The following is a 21,203-nucleotide window of genomic DNA, read 5'->3' on the forward strand; positions in this document are numbered from 1 at the left end:
GTGGTTTCTGTTGAGTACGCTCCCCCCCCACCCAACAAAAAAGCATTTGTCCTCCCCCCCCTCCCCCCCCCCCCCCCCCCCCCCCCCCCCCGGTTCTCCCCCCCCCCCTCTCCCCCCCCCCGCCACCGTGTATTTCACCTCCTCATCAGCGGCTGGTTTCCGCGTCGTAGTGGAGGGCAAGCCTCAGGGGGTCAACAGAAGAGGGGGAACCGTGATCGTCTGGATCAACGGTGCGTTCGGTGCGGGGAAGACCACCACCGCACGGGAACTGATCGACCTGATCCCGAACAGCACGCTCTTCGACCCCGAGGTCATCGGCGGCGCACTGACGCACATGTTGCCGGCCAAGCGCCTCGCCGAGGTCGGCGACTACCAGGACCTGCCCAGCTGGCGACGGCTGGTCGTCGACACCGCCGCCGCGCTGCTCACCGAGCTGGGCGGCACCCTCGTGGTCCCCATGACCCTGCTCCGCCAGGAGTACCGCGACGAGATCTTCGGCGGTCTCGCCGCCCGCCGCATCCCCGTACGGCATCTGCTCCTGGCACCGGCCGAAACGATCCTGCGGGAGCGAATAGCGGGACGGGACATACCGCCGGACCTCCCCGACGGCGAGATGCGGATGCGTCAATGGGCGTACGACCAGATCGTGCCCTACCGCGCCGCCCTCGGCGGCTGGCTCACCGCCGACGCCCACCTCGTCGACACGAGTGCCCTCACCCCGTACGAGACCGCACGGCGCATCGCCGACGCCGTACGCGACGGGAACGTACCCGTCTGCGACATCGTGCAGACCCCCGAGCCGACCGCGGAGACCGTGGCCGCCGGGGTGCTGATGTTCGACGACGACGACCGGGTCCTGCTCGTCGACCCGACCTACAAGCCCGGCTGGGAGTTCCCCGGCGGTGTCGTGGAGCCCGGCGAGGCGCCGGCCCGCGCCGGCATGCGCGAGGTCGTCGAGGAGACCGGGATACGGCTCGAGCACGTACCGCGGCTGCTCGTCGTCGACTGGGAGTCCCCCTCGCCGCCCGGATACGGCGGACTGCGCCTCCTCTTCGACGGCGGCCGCCTCGACGCGGCAGGGTCGCAGCGGCCCGTACTGCCCGGCCCCGAACTGCGCGACTGGCGCTTCGTCACCGAGGAGGAGGCCGCGGACCTGCTGCCGCCGGTCCGCTACGAGCGGTTGCGATGGGCCCTGCGGGCCCGGGAGCGGGGCGCCGCGGTCTATCTGGAGGCGGGCGCGCCCGTGTGACGGCCGTCCCCCTGCCCACCTTGTGCGGGAGGCGCGTCCGGCGCCCCCGGTGGGCGGCGGTGCCGCACCGGGGGCGCCTCGTCCGCTCAGCTCGCCGCGTAGTTCCTCAGGAACAGCGCCTCCGTCACCGCCATGCGCTCCAGCTCGTCCGGGGACACGCTCTCGTTGACCGCGTGGATCTGTGCCTCCGGCTCGCTGAGGCCGATGAGGAGGATCTCGGCCCGCGGGTAGAGGGCGGCGAGGGTGTTGCACAGCGGGATCGAGCCGCCGTGGCCCGCGTACTGCATCTCCTGGCCCGGGTAGGCGACGGCCATCGCCGCGGCCATCGCCTCGTACGCCGGGCTGGAGGTGTCGGCGCGGAACGCCTGGCCGTGGCCGATCGGCTCACAGCTCACCCGGGCACCCCAGGGCGTGTGCGCCACGAGATGGGCCTCCAGCAGCTTCATCGCCTCCTGGACGTCCACGCCCGGCGGGACGCGCAGCCCGACCAGCGCGCGGGCGCTCGCCTGGATCGACGGGGTCGCCCCGACCACCGGAGGCGCGTCGATGCCGAGCACGGTGGCTGCGGGGCGCGCCCAGATCCGGTCGGCGACCGTGCCGGATCCGACCAGTTCGACACCGCCGAGCACCTTGGCGTCCTCACGGAACCGCTCGTCGTCGTACTGCAGACCGTCCCAGGTGCCGTCACCCGCGAGGCCGTCGACGGTCGTCGTCCCGTCGGCGGCGCGCAGCGAGTCCAGGACGCGGATCAGCGCGGCCAGCGCGTCGGGGGCCGCGCCGCCGAACTGGCCCGAGTGCAGGTTGCCTTCGAGGGCGTCGATCCGCACCCGCATCAGGATCATGCCGCGCAGCGACGCGGTGACCGTCGGCAGCCCGGCGCGGAAGTTGCCGGCGTCGCCGATGACGACGGTGTCGGCCGCGAGCAGCTCGGGGTGCTGTTCCGCGTACTGCTGGAGACCACCCGTGCCCATCTCCTCCGAGCCCTCGGCGATCAGCTTGACGGTGACCGGGACGCCGCCGTTCGCCTTGAGCGCGCGCAGCGCCAGCAGATGCATGATCACACCGCCCTTGCAGTCGGCGGCCCCGCGCCCGTACCAGCGCCCGTCCCGCTCGGTCAGCTCGAACGGCGGCGTGACCCAGGCGGCCTCGTCCAGCGGCGGCTGGACGTCGTAGTGCGCGTACAGCAGGACGGTCTTCGCGCCCTCGGGCCCCGGCAGGCACCCGTACACGGACTGGGTGCCGTCGGGGGTGTCGAGCAGGGCCACGTCCTGGAAGCCCTCGGCGCGCAGCGCGTCGGCGACCCAGTTCGCGGCGCCCTCGCTCTCGCTCCTCGGGAACTGGTCGAAGTCCGCCACCGACTTGAAGGCCACCAGTTCGGTGAGCTCCTCCTTCGCCCTGGGCATCAGCGAGGCGACGGTCTCGGCGACCGGGTTCGACGACATGGGCACGCTCCTCGTGGGTGCGACGTTGTGCTTCTGTGGGTGTGCGTGCGTACGCGCGGACCCGGTGTATCGGTGTAGGGCGCACGCGCTGCCGATCCTCCCACAGCGACGGTCGGTGACGACCGCCGTAGGATGCGTGGGACAGGTGCGGCAGGCGGCTGGATCGGGAGCAGTAGACCATCGTGAGCAGCGAGAACTCTTCGGCGGACGACGTGCAGCGGGTGTGGGACGTCGTCGTGGTGGGCGCGGGGCCCGCGGGGGCCTCGGCCGCCTACGCGGCGGCGGTCGCGGGACGCAGCGTCCTGTTGCTGGAGAAGGCCGAACTGCCCCGGTACAAGACCTGCGGCGGCGGCATCATCGGCCCCTCGCGGGACGCGCTGCCGCCCGGCTTCGAACTGCCCTTCAAGGACCGCGTGCACGCCGTCACCTTCTCCCTCGACGGCCGCTACTCCCGTACGCGCAAGTCCAAGCAGATGCTCTTCGGGCTGATCAACCGGCCCGAGTTCGACCAGCAGCTCGTCGAGCACGCGCAGAAGGCCGGCGCCGAACTGCGCACGGGCGTCACGGTCACCCGCGTCGAGCAGCACGGCTCGGCCGTACCGGACCGCCGCACGGTCGCCGTCGTCCTCCAGGGCGGCGAGACCCTGCTGGCACGGGCCGTGGTCGGCGCGGACGGCAGCGCCAGCCGCATAGGGGCGCACGTCGGAGTGAAACTGGACCAGGTCGACCTGGGCCTGGAGGCGGAGATCCCCGTACCGGAGACCGTCGCCGAGGACTGGAAGGGTCGCGTCCTCATCGACTGGGGCCCCATGCCCGGCAGTTACGGATGGGTCTTCCCCAAGGGCGACACACTGACGGTGGGCGTCATCTCCGCGCGCGGTGAAGGCGCCGCCACCAAGCGGTACTTGGAGGACTTCATCGGACGGCTCGGCCTCGCCGGCTTCGAACCGAGCATCTCCTCGGGGCACTTGACGCGCTGCCGCGCCGACGACTCGCCGCTCTCCCGGGGGCGGGTGCTGGTGTGCGGCGACGCGGCGGGGCTGCTGGAGCCGTGGACGCGCGAGGGCATCTCCTTCGCGCTGCGCTCGGGGCGGCTCGCGGGGGAGTGGGCGGTCCGCATCGCCGAGGCGCACGACGCGGTGGACACCCGGCGGCAGGCGTTGAACTACGCGTTCGCCGTGAAGGCCGGACTCGGTGTGGAGATGAGCGTCGGCAAGCGGCTGCTGATCGCCTTCGAGCGGCGGCCCGGCCTGTTCCACGCGGCGATCACCGGTTTCCGGCCCGCCTGGCGTGCCTTCGTCGACATCACGCGCGGCTCGACCTCCCTGGGCGAGATCGTCCGCACCCATCCGATCGCCCAGCGCGCGCTCACGGCGTTCGACCGGTAGGCGGTCGCCTTCGCCCGGGCGGTCACGTGGTGAGGGTGATCCGGAAGACGGGGTGCTTCGGTGCGGCGGCGAGCAGTTCCTCGTCCGTCGAGTCGGCGGTGACGTCACCGAAGAAGCGACCCACCTCCCAACCCCACTTCTTGAGATAGGTCCGCAGCACCACCGGCTTCTCCTCGTCGGGCAGCTCGACCGCCGTGAACTCCTGCACCCGGCGCCCCACCTGGAGCCGGCCGCCGCCCGCTGCCCGCATGTTCCGGACCCACTCGGAGTGGCCGCGCGCCGAGACGAGGTAGGGGCCGCCCTCGTACGGCAGCGGGTTGACCGGCAGGCGCCGCCACTCGCCGCTCTTGCGGCCGCGCACGGAGAGTTCCGCGGTGCCGAGGAGGCTGACGCCTCGGCGGGCGAGCCAGCCGATGAAGTTGTTGACGACGCGGTCGACGGCGTTGGCCTTGATGTAGTGGGTCGTTGACATGGGGTCCCCTCCGCGAGCGATTGAGAGAGCGGTGCTCTCGCTTGAGAGCAGTGTGCACGAGGTGGGTGCTCCAAAGCAAGAGCAGTGCTCTCGTTCCTGTCGGTCGCTCTCGTCTGTGATCGCCGCTCTCGACTAAGTGCCCCGCTCTCGGGTGTGTGCGCTGCTCACAAACGTGTGCACTGCTCTGCCCTTGTGGCACACTGCTGCGTATGAGCACCGCACAGGGAGCCCGTGCCCGCGCCCGGAACGAAGTCACCGCCGCGATCAAGGACGAGGCGCGCAGACAGCTCGCCGCCGAGGGCGCGGCCAAGCTGTCGCTGCGCGCCGTCGCCCGCGAATTGGGCATGGTCTCCTCGGCGCTCTACCGCTACTTCCCCAGCCGTGACGAACTGCTGACCGCGTTGATCATCGACGCGTACGACTCCCTCGGTGAGGCCGCCGAGGCGGCGTACGCGAAGGTGAGGAGCAGTGAGAGCCCGGCGCGGCAGTGGGTCGCGGTGTGCGAGGCGGTGCGGGAGTGGGCGTTGGCGCGGCCGCACGAGTACGCGTTGATCTACGGCTCGCCGGTGCCCGGCTACACCGCGCCCTCGACGACGGTGCCGGCCGCCGCGCGGGTCGGGCTCCTGCTGACCGGGATCGTCCGTGACGCCTACCAGGACAAGGGCGTCGCCCAGTGGAAGTTGCCCGCCGAGCTGCGGCCCGAGGCGCGGCGCATGGCCGAGGATCTCGCCCCCGATCTGCCGCCGGAGGTGGTCGTGGTGCTGATCGGGGCGTGGGCGCAGCTGTTCGGGCTGGTCAACTTCGAGGTGTTCGGGCAGTTCAACCGAGTGGTCGAGGACCGGGGGACGTTCTTCCGCCACGCGGCGGGCCAGCTCGCCCATCACGTGGGCCTCGTACATCCGCAGTCCGGCGCGGGGGAGCGCTGAGGCGCCCAGCCGAGGTGGGTGCCCGAAGCGGTCGGGCGTCCGGCGCGGGAGGGCCCGCACCCGGCCTGGTCGGGGCGGGACGGCGTACTTCCCGGGGAGTATGTGTGATCACCTCGCCCGGGTGACGCCGGGATCGGGGCCCGGCGTCTAGCGTGGCCGTCATGGCAGAGCAGGGCGCGGGGGCGGACGGTTCCCCGGAACGGGGCGGCGGTACCGGGCACCTGTGGTCGCCTCGGCACCGGTGGCACGGGGCGCCGCCGTGGTGGAACCGCCCGGAGGGCGACGCGTCCCGGCCCCGCTGGCCCTGGCGCTCGACTCTCGCGTTCACCGTCCTCGTGCAGCTCGGCTCGACCGCGGCCGCCGGCATGCAGGAGGGCGAGCGCGCCCTCCTGGACCCCTTCGGCCGCGTCCTGCTGCTCCTGGGCTCCCTGCTGCTGCTGTGGCGGTGGCGGCGGCCGGTGGTCGTCGCCTTCGGCACGGCCGCGTCGGCCATGGTCTATCTGGGCGCCGGCTATCCGTACGGCCCGGTGTTCCTCACCGTCGCCCTGGGCTGCTTCAGCGCGGTCGTCGCCGGGCACCGCAAGGCCGCCTGGACGGCCATGGGCGCGTTGTGGGCGGGGCACGTCCTGGTGGCGCACTGGCTGTACCAGTGGCTGCCGCCCGGTGGGGACGACGCGGCGAGCTGGGGGCAGGAGGGTGTCGTCGTGGCCTGGGGCGTGGCGATCCTCGCCGTCTCGGAGCCGGCACGGGTGCGGCGTGAGCAGTGGGCCCGGGAACGGGCCGAGCGGGCGCAGGCCGCCCGGCGGCGCGCGGACGAGGAGCGGCTGCGGATCGCCCGCGAACTGCACGACGTCCTCGCCCACAGCATCTCGGTGATCAACGTCCAGGCGGGTGTGGGCCTCGCCCTGCTCGACTCCGACCCGGAACAGGCCCGCACCGCCCTCACCACCATCAAGGAGGCCAGCAAGGAGGCCCTGGGGGAGGTCCGCCAGGTCCTGGGCACCCTCCGGGCCCCCGGCGACGCGCCGCGCGACCCCGCGCCGGGGCTCGACCGGCTGCCCGAACTCGTCGCGCAGGCGGCGGACGCGGGCCTCACCGTCGACATCGAGGGCGAGGTGCCCGCCCTGCCGCCGGGCGTCGGCCTGGCCGCCTTCCGCATCGTCCAGGAGGCCCTCACCAACGTCGTACGGCACTCGGGGTCACGGCACGCGCGCGTGCGCCTCGACCACGGGGGCGGTGAGCTGCGGCTGCGGATCGACGACGACGGGCCCGCGACCGGCACCGAGGCCGGCGGCAGCGGCACCGGTCTCGTCGGGATGCGGGAGCGGGCCGCCGCGCTGGGTGGGACGATCGAGGCGGGACCGCGCGCCGACGGGGGGTTCCGGGTCCTCGCCGTACTGCCGCTGCGGGCGCCCGGCGGGACTCAGGAGGACCGGTGATCCGCGAGACCGAGGAGGACCGGTGATCCGTGTACTGCTCGCCGACGACCAGTCGTTGGTGCGGGCCGGGTTCAAGGCGCTGCTCGACGCGCAGCCCGGCATCGAGGTGGCCGGGGAGGCCGGCGACGGTGACGAGGCGCTGCGCAAGGCGCGTGAACTGCGCCCCGATGTGGTCCTGATGGACATCCGCATGCCGGTGCTGGACGGACTGGCGGCGACCCGGCGCATCACCGGCGACCAGGGGCTCGACGGGGTCAGGGTCGTCATGCTGACCACCTTCGAGCTCGACGAGTACGTCTTCGAGGCGATCCGGGCGGGAGCGTCGGGCTTCCTGGTGAAGGACACCGAGCCCGAGGAACTGGTGCGCGCGGTACGGGCGGTGGTCGACGGCGACGCGCTGCTCTCACCCGGTGTGACCCGGAGACTGATCGCGGAGTTCGCGGCCCGCTCCAAGGAACCCGCTGCCGCGGCCTCCCTCGCCCGGCTCACCGAGCGGGAGAGGGAGGTCATGGCCCTCGTCGGAATCGGCCTGACGAACGACGAGATCGCCCGACGGCTCGTCGTCAGCCCGTTGACCGCCAAGACCCATGTGAGCCGCACCATGGTCAAACTGGGCGCCCGCGACCGGGCCCAACTCGTGGTGCTGGCCTACGAGTCCGGGCTGGTACGGCCTGGCTGGCTGGGCTGAGGCATGTCGTCCGCCCGGCGTTTTCGCCGGGGCCCGCGACCGTTCCGGCTAGGGCCTGTCTGACAATTCGGGTCGTCGCCCGAAGGGCGGCCGCGCGGCGTCAGGTGCGTGCTCTCGGGGTGCCGGCCCCAGGCCCTCGTACTGGACGTACTTGGGTCTGGGGCCGGTGCGGCGAGAGTGCGTGCATGGCGTCGCGCGGCAGACGCGAATTGTCAGACAGGCCCTACCGCATGACGATGCCGGAGTTCTCCCGCCACAGCGCGGCGAGTGAGGGGTCGCCCGTGACGGACGGGAACGGCAGACGGTTCCAGAGGGAGAGGTACAGCTGGGACGCCGGGCCCGCTAGCTCGCAGTCCACGGGCATGGCCGGGTCCCCGTTCCCGTCGGCGCCCACACCTGGCGCGGGGGACGCGTCGGTGCGGGGCGTGACGGTGCGGGTCGTGACGGGCGGTTCCGAACTCAGGCGTACGGTCCACACGATGTCGGTGCCCGCACCCGTTTCCGCGCTCGCACCCGTACTCGCGCCGGCGCCCGTCGCCCGGACCCGCAGGACGCGGGGTTTCTCGGTGCGTACCCGGCTCTTCGGGCGGGCGTGGAAGGCGAGCAGGAGTTCGTCGATGCCGTCGACGGCGAGGGCGGTCGCCGGCCCGGTGGGTGTGCCGCCGCGCGCGGACTCCGCGTCGGCGCGGTGCACGGTCGTCTCGTGGGCCTGGCGGCGGGCCCAGAAGGCCAGCGGGGACGGTGCGGGCAGGAAGCTCCAGCACGCGACGTCGGCAGGGGCGGTGCGCAGCGTGTCGACGAGCCGACGGTGCCCCTCCTCGTACCAGGCCAGCAGCGGCTCACCGTCCAGTCCGGGCTCTGCCTCCGGCTGCCGGGGCGCGGGGTGCCCGTCGGCGACGAAGCCCGTCGCCCAGCGGTGGACGGTGCCGGTGTGCCGCAACAGGTCCCGTACCCGCCAGCCCGGGCAGGTCGGGACCTCGGCGTCGGGTCCGGCCTCCCGCGCGGCGGCGGCCAGCAGACGGCCCTCCTCGTCCAGGGTTCTCACGTGCTCGGCAGTGTCCATGGCGCGAGTCTGCCAAATGGAGTGCGGGCCGACCCCGGTTCCCGGTGGGTCAGCCAGTCGGCGACGCTCTCGGCGATCGGCTGGCCGGTGTCCATCTCCACGAAGCCGAACTGCCCCGACTGGTTGCACTCCAGGAACCACCAGATGCCGTCGGCGTCCTCCGCGAAGTCGAAGGCCCCGTAGGCCAGTCCGGCGTCCCGGAGGTAGGCGCGTACGGCGCCGGCGGTACGCGCCGGGATGTCGACCGGGTGCCAGGGCGCGTCGGAGACGGCGTAGCGGACGTCGACCTCGTCGGGGTGGGCGTCCGGATGGACCGGCTTGCGGGCGGCCAGCATCCGGTCGCCGACGGCGGTGAGGCGGACGTCGGCGGTCTTGGCGACCCGGCGTTGCAGCAGCGTGGGGCCGAAGGCGACCGCGGCGAAGTCCGTGCCGGGCGCGATACGGCTGGTGGGTACCGTCCTGGGCGGTTCCTGCGGGTGGGTGCCGGAGACCGGCTTCACCACCAGGTCGGGGAAGCGCGCGGCGAAGTCCCGGGCGGCCTGCGGGAACGTGGTGATGAGCGTGGCCGGCACCGGCAGCCCGACCTGCTGGGCGTGCCGCAACTGCCAGGGCTTGTGCCGGGCGCGCCGCGCCGCGTCCGGGTCGTTCATCCAGCGGGCACCCGTGGCGCGCAGCATGCCGTACAGGGCCTGCGAGGACTCCTCGGTGAGCCAGCCGGACGGCTCGGCCACCCGGCTGGCGGGAATACCCGGCCTGCGCAGCCAGATGGACCGCAGGCCGCTCATGCTGACCAGACGCCCCCCGGCGGACAGATGCCCGCGGAAGGCGCCGTGGACGTACTCACCGGAGAGTGCGACCCCGCCGGGCAGGTCGGCGGGGTCGAGGCGGACCACGGGTACGCCGGTCCTGTTCAGTCGGGCCACCACGAGGTCTGCCGTCACATCCTGTTCGGACGTCAGGATCAGCACCGTCATCTGTCGTTTGTCCGCGTTCAGTCGTCGAAGTGGGTCTTCGAGCCCGCCGTGGACGTGGTGGCCCCCAGTTCCCGCATCAGAGCCAGGTCGTGGGCGGCGATCCGCCCGTCGGGGAGCACGTTCAACTGCAGCCCGGAGTCGTAGGTGTACGGAGCGCTGAACTCCAACTGCTCAGTGGTGCGAGCGTAGTTGAGTACGAACAGTCGCATCGTTTCTCCTTGGTTCGGGACCATCCGGAAAAACGGATGGTGACGCTCCGGCCGCACCCTGTTGGGCCGGATCGCTGTGCCTCCAGGGAGTTATACGAATCGAACGACTGAATGGTTGCCTCATCTTGTCGGCAGCTTTCGACTTGCACCGCGAGGCGTCAAATGACAACGGTGCGTGGTCATTTCGGGGCTGCACGGCGAGTGACGAACGCGATGGCGGAGGCGAACGCGGCGAGTGCCGCGACGCTGGTGAGCGCGGTGGGAAGGGAGTGCCATTCGGCGAGGAAGCCGATCGCGGGCGGGCCGAGCAGCATGCCGAGGTAACCGAGTGTGGACGCGGTGGCCACCCCGCCGGGCCCGGCGAGGGCGCCCGCGCGTTCGATGGCGACGGGGAAGATGTTGGCGAGGCCCAGACCGGTGATCGCGAAGCCGAGCAGCGTCGCCCACACCGACGGGGCGAGGGACCCGAGCAGCATGCCGGCCGCGGCGGTGGCGCCGCCGACCACCAGCACACGGGTCCGGCCCAGGCGTTCCAGCAGGGCCGTCCCGGTCAGCCGGCCGATGGTCATGGCGAGTGCGAAGCAGGAGTAGCCGAGCGCCGCGACGCCGGGGGAGGCGTCCAGGTCCTCCTCCAGGTGCAGTGCGCCCCAGTCGGCGAGCGCGCCCTCGCCGTACGCCGTGCACAGGGCGATCAGGCCGAAGGTGACCACCAGGCCGCGGGTGCCCGGACGGTCGTGGCCGCCGACGCGGTCGTGCGTGCCGTTCGACGTGGTCGGTCCGCCGTCCGCCGTGGTGGGCAGGCGTTCCGGTGGTGCCGGGGGCTCGTGGCGCAGCAGGGTGCGTCCCGCGACGGCGGTCACCAGCAGGCCGATCGCGGTGATGCCGAGCAGATGGGAGGTGGCGGACACGGACCCCGCGACCAGTCCGCCGAGGCCCGCCCCGATCATGCCGCCGAGGCTGAAGGCGGCGTGGAAGCTCGGCATGACGGGGCGTCGCAGGACGGCCACCAGGTCCACGGCGGCGCTGTTGAAGGCGACGTTGATCCCGCCGAACGCCGCGCCGAAGACCAGCAGGACGGCGCCCAGGGCGAGTGCCGAGTGGGTCAGTGGCGGCAGGGCCACGCTCAGCGACAGCAGGACCGCGCACGCGACCGTCACCGGGTGGCTGCCGAAGCGGCGGCACAGCCGCCCGGTCAGCATCATCGTGACCACCGCGCCGGCGGACACACCCAGCAGGGCCAGGCCGAGGGCTCCGGGGGAGGCGCCCGTCTGCTCCTTCACCGCGGGGATCCGCACGACCCATCCGGCGAAGACGAATCCGTCCAGGGCGAAGAAGGCGGTGATGGCGACGCGGAGCCGGGTGAGGTCGCCACCCGGCACGACGCTGTGCGATCGGGTTTTGTTTATTTGCGGCACAAAAGCAGGCTAGGTCGGACGGGTGGCCGGGGCAAGGGCTTTCACGGGCGGACAGCTCGATGCTCCGCGAACCTCGATGCCCCGGCACTCGGTGGCTGCCGGGCGGCGACCGCCGGGCGGCGGCCGCCCCTGGCGCCGCCCCTACAGGGCGTAGACCTGCCCCGTGTGGGCGCCCTCGACGGAGCGGACGTACGCCTGGGCGACATCGGCGAGGTCGACCGGGGGCATGCCGGGGAAGTAGTCGCCGTAGTCGGCGAGGCTCTCGGTGAAGACGGTGGGGCTGATCGCGTTGATGCGCTGCGGGGCGATCTCGATGGCGGCGGCGCGGACGAACGCCTCCACCGCGCCGTTGGCCATGGAGGCCGCGGCGCCCGTGGGGATGGGTTCGCGGGCCAGCACGCCGGTGATGAGGGTGAAGGAGCCGCGTGCGGCGACGCGCGGTATGCCTTGCCGTACCAGCTCGATCTGGCTGAGCACCTTGCCCCGGAAGGCGGCGAGGTGGTCGTCGGGCGTCAGCTCGGTGACCGGCTTGAACGGTACGTCGCCGGCGGCGCTGACCACCGCGTCCAACCGGCCCGCCCGGTCGTACAGGTCGGTGATCTGCGCGGGGTCGGTGAGGTCGCAGCGCAGGTCGCCGCCGCCGCGCCCCACGGTGAGGACTTCATGACCGCGGCTGGACAGCGTCTTGTGCACGGCCGTGCCGAGCGTTCCGGTGGCACCGATGAGAAGAATCTTCATGCCGAGACGCTAAGCCCCTTCGGCGACGGAAGAGAAGTGCCGCCCAGGGCGGTGCGCGAGCGGTGCGTGAGCGGCCCGTACGGCGCGGAGTCCGCCCCGGGGACCCAGTCCGGCGGCGGAGCTGGTAGCTGTGCGTGACCGGACCGTCCGCCGGCGCACTCCCGGGCGCGTACTCTGCGTGACGCGTTCCGGGAGTACTCATTCCGCCGGGAATTACGTGTCGGATTTCTCGAAGGATTTCCTGTGGCGTGAGCGGCGAGAGTGTTTCGATAACCACCCGATAACTCAAGGGAATGGGCCGTTCACGCTCAGGAAGCGGTGAAAGGCGCCTTGAACGTACGCAGGCGCAGGGAGTTGCCGACCACGAACACCGACGAGAAAGCCATGGCCGCTCCGGCGATCATCGGGTTGAGCAGGCCGGCCGCGGCGAGCGGCAGGGCGGCCACGTTGTAGGCGAACGCCCAGAACAGGTTGGACCGGATGGTGCCGAGCGTCCGGCGGGCGAGGCGGATGGCGTCGACCGCCGCGCGCAGGTCGCCCCGGACGAGGGTGAGGTCACCGGCCTCGATCGCCGCGTCCGTGCCGGTGCCCATGGCCAGCCCCAGGTCGGCCTGGGCGAGCGCGGCCGCGTCGTTCACGCCGTCGCCGACCATCGCGACCGAACGGCCCTCGGCCTGGAGCCGCTTGACGACATCGACCTTGTCCTCGGGCAGTACCTCGGCGATCACGTCGTCGGGTGCGATACCGACCTGACGGGCGACCGACTCGGCCACGGCCCTGTTGTCCCCGGTGAGCAGGATCGGGGTGAGGCCGAGTGCGCGCAGCCCGGCGATCGCGTCCGCGCTGGTCTCCTTCACCGCGTCGGCGACCGCCAGCACCGCCCGCGCCTCGCCGTCCCAGGCGACCGCGACGGCCGTACGCCCAGCCGCCTCCGCCTCGGCCCCGGCCCGCCTGAGCTCCTCCGGCAGCTCCAGCGCCCACTCGGCCAGCAGCCGCTCCCGGCCGACGAGGACGGCGTGGCCGTCGACCACTCCCTGGACGCCGAGGCCGGGCACGTTCGCGAAGTCCTCCGGTGCGGGCAGCGAGCCGAGCTTCTGCAGCGCGCCGTCGGCGACGGCGCGGGCGATCGGGTGCTCGGAGGAGTGCTCCAGGGCGCCCGCCAGCCGCAGGACGTCGGCCTCGTCCGTGCCGTCGGCGGTGTGCACGGCCAGCAGCGTCATCCGGCCGGTGGTGACCGTCCCCGTCTTGTCGAGGACGACCGTGTCGACCCGGCGCGTGGACTCCAGCACCTCGGGACCCTTGATCAGGATGCCCAGCTGGGCGCCGCGCCCGGTACCGACCAGCAGCGCGGTCGGCGTGGCCAGCCCCAGCGCGCACGGGCAGGCGATGATCAGTACGGCGACGGCGGCGGTGAACGCCGCCGTGAGCGACGCGCCGTTGCCGAGCCAGAAACCGAGGGTGCCCAGGGCGAGGGCGATCACGACTGGGACGAAGACGGCGGAGACCCGGTCGGCGAGCCGCTGGGCGGCGGCCTTCCCGTTCTGCGCGTCCTCGACCAACCGGGCCATCCGGGAGAGCTGGGTGTCGGCACCGATCCGGGTCGCCTCGACGACGAGTCGGCCGCCCGCGTTGACCGTGGCGCCGGTGACGGAGTCGCCGGGGGACACCTCCACCGGCACGGACTCGCCGGTGAGCATGGAGGCGTCCACCGCCGAGGAACCCTCGACCACCGTGCCGTCCGTGGCGATCTTCTCCCCGGGCCGTACGAGGAAGCGGTCGCCGACCCGCAACTCGGTGGCCGGCACGGTCCGTTCGCCGCCGTCGGGGCGCAGGAGGGTGACGTCCTTCGCGCCCAGCTCCAGCAGGGCCCGCAGTGCCGCGCCCGCCTTCCGCTTGGAGCGGGCCTCGAAGTACCGTCCGGCCAGGATGAACGCCGTGACCCCTGCCGCCGCCTCCAGGTAGATGCTCCCCGATCCGTCGCCGCGGGCGATGGTCAGCTCGAAGGGATGGGTCATTCCCGGGGTGCCCGCCGTGCCGAGGAACAGTGCCCACAGCGACCAGCCGAACGCGGCCAGGGTGCCGATGGAGATGAGGGTGTCCATGGTGGCGGCGCCGTGCCGGGCGTTCGTCCAGGCCGCCCGGTGGAAGGGCCACCCCGCGTAGGTCACCACGGGCGCCGCCAGTGTCAGCGACAGCCACTGCCAGTACTCGAACTGCAGCGCCGGGACCATGGCCATCGCGATGACGGGCACGGCCAGCACCACCGCGGTGACCAACCGCTGCCGCAGCGGCCGCAGTTCGTCGTCGGCCGGCTCCCGCTCCTCGTCCCCGGCCGACTGGGGCGGCTCGGGCTCGCGCGCCGTGTACCCGGTCGCCTCGACGGTGGCGATCAGGTCACCGACGGAGATGTCGCCGGCGTAGCTGACCTTCGCCTTCTCGGTGGCGTAGTTGACCGTGGCGGTGACACCGTCCATGCGGTTCAGCTTCTTCTCGACGCGCGCCGCGCAGGAGGCGCAGGTCATGCCGCCGATCAGGAGTTCGACCTCGGCGGTGGCGCCGGGCGCGGTGGTGGTCATGGCTGCTGCTCCTCGTACGTCGTCGGTGGCGACCGCTCCCGGTCAGGCCCTGTCGGGTCCGGAAGCGACCCCCGGATACGGGCCGGGGGTACCCTCGCGATACAGCCTGTATACCCCCGAGGGGTATTTCGCGCAAGTTCCGCCGAACGCTTGACTAAGTACCCCCAGGGGGTATGGTGAGCTGCATCGAGACCCGCCGAATCCCGAGGAGACGGCCATGAACACCGGACTGAGGATCACCGCGTTCGCCGCCGCGCTGGCCGCGACCTTCGGCACCGCCTACGGCGTGGGCAAGGGCGTCGAGCCCGTCGTCGCGGACGCCGGGGACGGCGCGCCCCCGCGCCACGACGGGCACCGCGGCGCGGCCGCCTCCGCGTCGCCGGAGCCCGGGGAGGGCGGTGGCCACGCCGGGCGGCACGAGTCCCCTCCCGCCGGCGGCCTGCAGATATCCGAGGGCGGCTACACCCTCGACCTGCGCACCCCGGCCGTCACCGCCGGGAAGCGCGCCGACCTGCGCTTCGTCATCCGCGACGACGACGGCCGCGCCGTCACCGCCTACCAGCGCGAGCACGACAAGGAACTGCACCTCATCGTCGCCTCACGCGACCTGGACACCTACCGCCACCTCCACCCCACCCGCGCCGCCGACGGCACCTGGAGCACCCCGGTCGACCTGCCCAGGGCGGGCGGCTACCGCGTCTTCGCCGACTTCACCCCCGCGCGGAAGGGCGCCGAGAACCTCACGCTCGGCGCCGACCTCGCGGCCTCCGGCGCCTACACACCCCGGCCGCTCCCGAAGCCCGACGCCACCGCGAGGACCGACGGCTACGAGGTCGGGCTGGAGGGCGCACTGCGCCCGGGCGGCGCGAGTGAGCTGAAGCTGACCGTCTCCCGGAACGGCCGCCCCGTCACCGACCTCCAGCCCTACCTCGGCGCCTACGGCCACCTGGTCGCCCTGCGCTCCGGTGACCTCGCCTACCTGCACGTCCACCCCAACGGCGAGCCGGGCGACGGCAAGACCGACCCCGGCCCCGGCATCTCCTTCACGGCCACCGCGCCCAGCGCCGGCACCTACCGTCTCTTCCTCGACTTCAAGCACGAAGGGAAGGTCCGCACCGCCGCGTTCACCGTCCGCGCCGGAGGCCCGGCCACCCCGCAGGAGCCCCACGGCGCGGACGGAACGCACGACACGTCCGCCGGGCACGGACACTGAGACGCGGGCACCGGGGTGCGGGCACTGAGACGCGGGCACTGGGGTGCGGACACTGAGACGCGGGCACTGATGGAGAGCGGCGAACTGCCCTGGCCCCGCCGGCCCCGGATGACCCGCACCCCGTCCGGCTGGTGGCGCCTGCCCGAGCCCCGCATCCCCCTCCTGTGCGGCCTCCTCGCCCACACGCCCGACTGAACGGCACGGGCGCGGGCCCCGCCGTCACCGTCCGCACCACCCTGCAACACGGCGGCATGCTCGCCCCGGCCACGGGACCGACCCGTCCGAGGCCCTGCCTCAGACCGCGACGACCCGTACCCCCGCCTCCTCGAACCGTCGAACCGCCTCCGGTTCCGCCGCCTTGTCCGTGACCAGGGTGTCCACCGATCCGGTGGCGCAGATCCACGCGAACGCCCGCCGCCCCAGCTTGCTGGAGTCGGCCGCCACGACCACCCGCTCCGCGCGCTCGCACAACAGCCGGTTGACCGCCGCCTCCGCCTCGTCGTGCGCCGCCGCGCCGTGCACCACGTCGAAGGCGACGACACCGAGCACCGCCACATCCAGGGTGATCTGCCCGAGCACTCCGTCCGCCAGCGGCCCGACCAGCTCGTACGACTGCGCGCGGGCCACGCCGCCGGTCACCACGATCTTGAACTGGGGCCGCACGGCGAGCTCGCTCGCGATGTTGAGCGCGTTGGTGACCACGGTCAGCGCGGGCGCCCCGGGCGCCCCGGCCGCCAGATCGCCCCGCACGGCCAGTGCCCGCGCGACCTCCGTGGTGGTCGTGCCGCCCGTCAGGCCCACTGCCTCACCGGGCGCGACGAGATCCGCCACCGCCTTCGCCACCCGCTGCTTCTCGGTCGCGCGCCGTGCCGTCTTGTAGCGCAGCGGCAGCTCGTACGAGACCCCGTGCACGACCGCCCCGCCCCGCGTCCGGACGAGCATCTGCTGCTCCGCCAACTGGTCGAAGTCGCGCCGGATGGTCGCCGCCGAGACCGCCAGCTCGGCCGCCGCCTCCTCCACGTCGAGCCGCCCCCGCTCCACGAGCAGTTCGAGCAGGACCTGCCAGCGCGCGTCGCGGGACATCGGGCACCTCACCTCATCTCTCCGACCGGACATGATCGTCGGACGACCCTAACGCAGACGGCGCCAGCCGCATGCTTGAAGATGTTCGAAACGAGGCTCTATCTTGCACATACGAGCAGGGAGCCGTCGTCTGCTGGGAAGGTGACCGCATGACCCACGTCGAGGACGAACTGACCAGCCAGCCCGAGTGCTGGGCCCGCGCCGCCACCGAAGCGGCGTCCCAGGCCGGGGCCCTGCCGACGGCGGGGGAGCGGGTGGCGCTCGTCGGCTGCGGCACGTCGTACTTCATGGCCCAGGCCGCCGCCGCACTGCGCGAAAGCCTCGGCCAGGGCGAGACGGACGCCTTCCCGGCCTCCGAGTTCCCCCGGGGGCGCGCCTACGACCGGGTCGTCGCCCTCACCCGGTCCGGCACCACCACCGAGGTGCTCGACCTGCTCGGCTCGCTGCGGGGCCGTACCCGCACCACCGCGATCACGGCGGACCCGGACACGCCGGTGATGACGGCCGCCGACGACCTCGTCGTGCTGGACTTCGCCGATGAGCAGTCCGTCGTCCAGACCCGCTTCGCCACCACTGCACTCACCCTGCTCCGCGCCCACCTGGGCCAACCGGCCGAGGAGGCCGTGACCGACGCCCGCACCGCACTGGAGGCCCCGCTGCCCGAAGAGGCCGTGGACAGCGCCCAGTTCACCTTCCTAGGCCGGGGCTGGACCGTGGGCCTCGCGCACGAGGCCGCGCTGAAGATGCGCGAGGCCGCGCTGGCGTGGAGCGAGGCGTACCCGGCGATGGAGTACCGGCACGGCCCGATCAGCGTCACCACACGGGGTACGGCGACGTGGATGTTCGGCCCGGCACCCGAAGGGCTGGCCGAGCAGGTGCGCCGGACCGGCGCGACCTGGGTGGCCGGCCGGCTCGACCCCCTCGCCGAACTCGTCCGCGCCCAACGCCTCGCCGTCACCGTGGCCGCCGCCCGCGGCCTCGACCCGGACCGGCCGCGCCACCTCACCCGCTCGGTGATCCTCGACCCGACCCCATGACGAAGCCCCCGTCCCGACCGCGTGACGCAGCCACCCGTCCCGACCTCATGACGCAGCTCCCGGTCCGGACCGCACGACGAGGCGAGACGCACGCGGACCGCACGGCGAGGCTCGACGCACGCGGACCGCACGCCACCGATCCTCGACCGCCATCCCCTCAGGAGGAGTTGTGCCCCTCACGACGACCGGTGAGCTGATCACGGGGGCGGCCGCAGCGCACACCGCCGTGGCCGCGTTCAACATCATCACCCTGGAGCACGCCGAAGCCGTCGTCGCGGGCGCCGAGTCCGTCGCCGCCCCCGTCGTCCTCCAGGTCAGCGAGAACGCGGTCAGGTTCCACGGTGGTGACCTGGTCCCGTTGGCCCGCGCCGCCACCGCCGCGGCCGAGCGGGCGGCCGTACCCGTCGCGCTGCACCTCGACCACATCCAGAGCGACGACCTGCTGCGCCGGGCACCCGACGCCGGGTTCAGCTCGGTGATGTACGACGCGTCGCGCCTCCCGTACGCCGAGAACCTCGCCGCCACCCGGGCCGCGGTGGACTGGGCGCACGCCCGAGGTCTCTGGATCGAGGCCGAGTTGGGCCAGGTCGGCGGCAAGAACGGCCTGCCGCCGCTGGACGCGCACGCCCCCGGCGCCCGTACGGACCCCGACGAGGCCCGCGCCTTCGTGGCCGATTCCGGCGTCGACGCCCTCGCCGTGGCGATCGGCAGCGCGCACGCCATGACCACCCGTACCGCCGCCCTCGACCACACCCTCCTCAAGCGGCTCTCCGGCACCCTCGACGTCCCCCTCGTCCTGCACGGCTCCTCGGGCGTCCCGGACGACGAACTCCGGGCGGCCGTCACCGGCGGCATCGCCAAGGTCAACATCGGCACCGCCCTCAACATCGCCCTCACCGGCGCGATCCGCGACTTCCTGACCGCCCGCCCCGAGGCGGTGGACCCCCGCACCTACCTGGCGGAGGGCCGTACGGCGATGACCCGGACGGTGGCACGACTGATCACCGTCCTGGCCGCCCCTGCCGAGTGAGCGGCGGGGAGGGGGCGGAGGGGGAGAGGGCAAGGGCGAGCGCGGCCGGGAAGTGCTGTGTACGCGGCCGAGAGGCGCTGAGTGAAGGTCCTGCTGACGGAGCCACCCGGGCGGGGAATGTGACGGCCGTCACTGGTAGTTTTCCGTCATGCGGGAGACGGAGATCCACCTCGGTGAGCCACCCGTCGTCGCGGGCATCGGAGTCGGCGTGCACGGGGTGGCCGGGCGTACGGACGTGTTCCGGCTCCCGGAACTCTGGCAGCTGCACCTCTACCAGTACGAGGCCGAGCTGACCGTCGACGGCACGGTCCACACCATCCGCCCCGGCCGGGTCAGCCTCGTCCCGCCCGGCACGACGGTCCGCTACCGCTACCGGGGCCGCTCGGAACACCTCTACGCCCACCTGCGCATCACCCCCACCGGCACGCTCCGCACGATCCCCGTCGTCCAGGACGCCGGCCCCGAACTCCCGGCCCTGACTGGCCTGTTGCTCCAGGCGGTGGCCGCCGCCCCGAGCGAGCCCGAGCGCACCAGGGCCGAGATCTGGGCGACCCTGTGGCGGGTCGCCCACCTCACCCCGCCCGCCGCGGCGGACCCCGGCCCGCACCCGGCGGTCATCACGGCCATCGCCCACATCGAGGCCCATCTCGCGGCGCCGCTCTCCATCCCGGAGGTGGCCCGGGCGGCCGGTGTCTCCCACAACCACCTGACCCGGCTGTTCCGGACGGAGACGGGCAGCACGGTCGTCGGCTACATCCGCCGCCGCAGACTCGAACGCGCCCACCATCTGCTGCGCGCCACGACCCTCTCCATCCCCGCCGTCGCCGCCTCCGTGGGCATCCCCGACCTCCAGGCGTTCAACAAGGCGTGCCGCCGTGAACTGGGCGCATCCCCGAGGGCCCTGCGCGGAATGACTCCCTGACCCCCGGACGAAGACCACGCACGCGAACGCCCCTGGTCACGAACCCCGTTGCCACGAGTCTGGCGTCACGAACCCCTGTCGTCGCCCGTCGCGTACCCGCCGTCGCGCCCCGAGCCGTCGCCCCCCTGGCGTCACGACCCCCGCTTGACGGCCTTCAGCACCACGAACTTCGCGTCGCTCGCCACCAGTCGGCTGTTGCCGAAGACCCGCCGCAGCTTCACGTGATACCCCAGATGGCGATTCCCGACCACCCACAGCTCGCCCCCCGGTCGCAGCGCACGTCGCGCCCCGGTGAACATCCGCCAGGCCGTGGCGTCGGTCGTCGCCTGGTGGGAGTGGAAGGGCGGGTTGTTGAGGACGAGGTCGACGCTGTCCGGCGCGAACCCCGCCATCCCGTCCCCGACCCGGAACTCGGCCTTGCCGTCGGCGTTCGCCCGGTACGTCGCCTCCGCCGAGGCCACCGCCTGGTAGGACTCGTCCACGAACACCACCTCGGCGTCCGGGTCGCCCAACGCGACCGCCGTGCCGACGACCCCGTTGCCGCACCCCAGATCCACCACACGCCCGCCCCCGCGGCCCGGCGGCAGGTGCCCGAGGAAGAACCGGGTGCCGATGTCGAGCCGGTCGGCACAGAACACCCCCGCGTGGTTGACGACGGTGCGCCCGGCCAACGGGCCGATGCCGTCCGGCAGTTCATAGGTGTACGGCCATGGGTCGGCCCCGCGAGCCCCCATGGTCCCGGTGTCCGGGGTGCAGAGGATCAGCCGGGCCTTCTGCTCGGCGAGGGAGGTGCGGGTCGGCCCCAGGATCCGCTCGAACAGCTTCAGCGTCGAGGTGTGGATCTCCTTGACCATGCCGGTGCCGACGACGACCGTCCCCTCGTGCACGGCCGGCGCCAGCCGGTGCAGCTGGTCCTCCAGGAGCGCGAGGCTCTTGGGAACCCGGACGAGGAGCACGTCGATCCGGTCCGGCGGCGGGTCCTGGGTGGTGAGCAGCCGGACGGTGTCCGCCTCGAACCCGTTGCGCGCCAGGTTCGCCCGGGTGGCCTCCCGGCTCAGGAAGGAGTCGGTGATCTGGGTCGGCCGGTGCCCGGCGAGCGCCGTCGTCAGCGCGCCCCAGCGGTCACCGACCACCACGACCGTCCCGTCCAGCGGAGTCCCGCTGCTCGCGAGGTGGCGCAGCAGATACGCGTCGGACGCGTCCCAGGCGCGCAGCCGGTCACGGGGGTCCTCGGGGAGGCGGGCCAGGGCGTACTCGCCCCAGGGCGCGGTCATACGGTCGCTCATCGTGTGCCCAGGCTAACCGAGCCGCAGCTCAGGCCGTGTCCCGAGCCGGTGCG

General features: G+C 73.0%; 19 protein-coding genes and 1 pseudogene. 10 read left to right on the forward strand and 10 right to left on the reverse strand.

The genetic code is table 11. From position 1 onward, the window contains the following. Positions 1-211: 211 nt before the first annotated feature. A complete protein-coding gene (locus ACZ4Z2_RS15535) occupies positions 212-1,249 on the forward strand; it encodes an NUDIX hydrolase (protein ID WP_468076151.1) in 1,038 nt (345 codons plus the stop codon). A gap of 86 nt (positions 1,250-1,335) precedes the next feature. Here the strand turns inward: ACZ4Z2_RS15535 and ACZ4Z2_RS15540 are convergent, their stop codons facing one another. Next, complete coding sequence (locus tag ACZ4Z2_RS15540; RefSeq protein ID WP_468076153.1) at positions 1,336-2,691, reverse strand: M20/M25/M40 family metallo-hydrolase; 1,356 nt, start codon at positions 2,689-2,691, stop codon at positions 1,336-1,338. 182 nt (positions 2,692-2,873) lie between these two features. On the opposite strand from ACZ4Z2_RS15540, the gene ACZ4Z2_RS15545 reads away from it, so the two are divergent. After that, complete coding sequence (locus ACZ4Z2_RS15545) at positions 2,874-4,079, forward strand: geranylgeranyl reductase family protein (protein WP_055716198.1); 1,206 nt, start codon at positions 2,874-2,876, stop codon at positions 4,077-4,079. Positions 4,080-4,101: 22 nt separating this feature from the next. Here the strand turns inward: ACZ4Z2_RS15545 and ACZ4Z2_RS15550 are convergent, their stop codons facing one another. Beyond that, positions 4,102-4,551, reverse strand: a complete 450-nt coding sequence (locus ACZ4Z2_RS15550; protein ID WP_468076155.1) for a nitroreductase family deazaflavin-dependent oxidoreductase — start codon at positions 4,549-4,551, stop codon at positions 4,102-4,104. 209 nt (positions 4,552-4,760) lie between these two features. On the opposite strand from ACZ4Z2_RS15550, the gene ACZ4Z2_RS15555 reads away from it, so the two are divergent. The 3 genes from ACZ4Z2_RS15555 to ACZ4Z2_RS15565 all read left to right on the forward strand — a co-directional run bounded on the left by ACZ4Z2_RS15555 (position 4,761) and on the right by ACZ4Z2_RS15565 (position 7,604). Continuing rightward, positions 4,761-5,477: a TetR/AcrR family transcriptional regulator gene (locus ACZ4Z2_RS15555; RefSeq protein ID WP_468076157.1), complete on the forward strand. Its 717-nt coding sequence runs from the start codon at positions 4,761-4,763 to the stop codon at positions 5,475-5,477. Positions 5,478-5,638: 161 nt separating this feature from the next. Then, positions 5,639-6,916, forward strand: a complete 1,278-nt coding sequence (locus tag ACZ4Z2_RS15560; RefSeq protein WP_468076159.1) for a sensor histidine kinase — start codon at positions 5,639-5,641, stop codon at positions 6,914-6,916. Between the two features lie 22 nt (positions 6,917-6,938). Continuing rightward, the gene (locus ACZ4Z2_RS15565; RefSeq protein ID WP_468076161.1) at positions 6,939-7,604 is read left to right on the forward strand and encodes a response regulator; all 666 of its coding nucleotides are present in this window, start codon (positions 6,939-6,941) and stop codon (positions 7,602-7,604) included. Between the two features lie 223 nt (positions 7,605-7,827). On the opposite strand, the gene ACZ4Z2_RS15570 is transcribed toward ACZ4Z2_RS15565, so the two are convergent. The 6 genes from ACZ4Z2_RS15570 to ACZ4Z2_RS15595 form a co-directional block, all read right to left on the reverse strand. Continuing rightward, a complete protein-coding gene (locus ACZ4Z2_RS15570; protein ID WP_468076163.1) occupies positions 7,828-8,667 on the reverse strand; it encodes a maleylpyruvate isomerase family mycothiol-dependent enzyme in 840 nt (279 codons plus the stop codon). Then, a complete protein-coding gene (gene tgmB, locus ACZ4Z2_RS15575; protein WP_468076165.1) occupies positions 8,646-9,641 on the reverse strand; it encodes an ATP-grasp ribosomal peptide maturase in 996 nt (331 codons plus the stop codon). The genes ACZ4Z2_RS15570 and tgmB overlap by 22 nt, the downstream gene beginning before the upstream one ends. Before the next feature lie 17 nt (positions 9,642-9,658). Then, positions 9,659-9,850, reverse strand: a complete 192-nt coding sequence (tgmA, locus tag ACZ4Z2_RS15580) for a putative ATP-grasp-modified RiPP (protein WP_055517641.1) — start codon at positions 9,848-9,850, stop codon at positions 9,659-9,661. Positions 9,851-10,029: 179 nt separating this feature from the next. Next, the gene (locus ACZ4Z2_RS15585) at positions 10,030-11,229 is read right to left on the reverse strand and encodes an MFS transporter (protein ID WP_468076167.1); all 1,200 of its coding nucleotides are present in this window, start codon (positions 11,227-11,229) and stop codon (positions 10,030-10,032) included. A 177-nt stretch (positions 11,230-11,406) separates the two neighbouring features. Further along, positions 11,407-12,003 carry a short chain dehydrogenase gene (locus ACZ4Z2_RS15590; protein ID WP_468076169.1) on the reverse strand — a complete coding sequence of 199 codons (597 nt, stop codon included), beginning with the start codon at positions 12,001-12,003 and terminating at the stop codon, positions 11,407-11,409. A 308-nt stretch (positions 12,004-12,311) separates the two neighbouring features. Continuing rightward, a complete protein-coding gene (locus ACZ4Z2_RS15595) occupies positions 12,312-14,579 on the reverse strand; it encodes a heavy metal translocating P-type ATPase (protein WP_468076171.1) in 2,268 nt (755 codons plus the stop codon). Between the two features lie 217 nt (positions 14,580-14,796). Here ACZ4Z2_RS15595 and ACZ4Z2_RS15600 point away from each other — a divergent pair, with 217 nt between their 5' ends. Next, on the forward strand, positions 14,797-15,792 hold the full coding sequence (locus ACZ4Z2_RS15600; RefSeq protein ID WP_468076173.1) for a hypothetical protein: 996 nt from the start codon (positions 14,797-14,799) through the stop codon (positions 15,790-15,792). Between the two features lie 60 nt (positions 15,793-15,852). Beyond that, positions 15,853-15,987, forward strand: a pseudogene (locus tag ACZ4Z2_RS15605) (SAM-dependent methyltransferase); the annotation flags it as partial. Positions 15,988-16,086: 99 nt separating this feature from the next. Here ACZ4Z2_RS15605 and ACZ4Z2_RS15610 read toward each other — a convergent pair. Then, positions 16,087-16,875: a DeoR/GlpR family DNA-binding transcription regulator gene (locus tag ACZ4Z2_RS15610; RefSeq protein WP_468076175.1), complete on the reverse strand. Its 789-nt coding sequence runs from the start codon at positions 16,873-16,875 to the stop codon at positions 16,087-16,089. A 149-nt stretch (positions 16,876-17,024) separates the two neighbouring features. On the opposite strand from ACZ4Z2_RS15610, the gene ACZ4Z2_RS15615 reads away from it, so the two are divergent. The 3 genes from ACZ4Z2_RS15615 (at position 17,025) to ACZ4Z2_RS15625 (ending at position 19,864) form a co-directional block, all read left to right on the forward strand. Beyond that, a complete protein-coding gene (locus ACZ4Z2_RS15615) occupies positions 17,025-17,912 on the forward strand; it encodes an SIS domain-containing protein (protein WP_468076177.1) in 888 nt (295 codons plus the stop codon). Positions 17,913-18,081: 169 nt separating this feature from the next. Then, complete coding sequence (locus tag ACZ4Z2_RS15620) at positions 18,082-18,942, forward strand: class II fructose-bisphosphate aldolase (protein WP_468076179.1); 861 nt, start codon at positions 18,082-18,084, stop codon at positions 18,940-18,942. Between the two features lie 148 nt (positions 18,943-19,090). Further along, the gene (locus ACZ4Z2_RS15625; RefSeq protein ID WP_468076181.1) at positions 19,091-19,864 is read left to right on the forward strand and encodes a helix-turn-helix domain-containing protein; all 774 of its coding nucleotides are present in this window, start codon (positions 19,091-19,093) and stop codon (positions 19,862-19,864) included. Between the two features lie 131 nt (positions 19,865-19,995). On the opposite strand, the gene ACZ4Z2_RS15630 is transcribed toward ACZ4Z2_RS15625, so the two are convergent. Next, positions 19,996-21,150, reverse strand: coding sequence for a methyltransferase (locus ACZ4Z2_RS15630; protein WP_468076183.1), 1,155 nt, complete (start codon positions 21,148-21,150; stop codon positions 19,996-19,998). Positions 21,151-21,203 lie beyond the last annotated feature (53 nt).

It is taken from the genome of Streptomyces sp. NPDC030183, assembly GCF_055573455.1.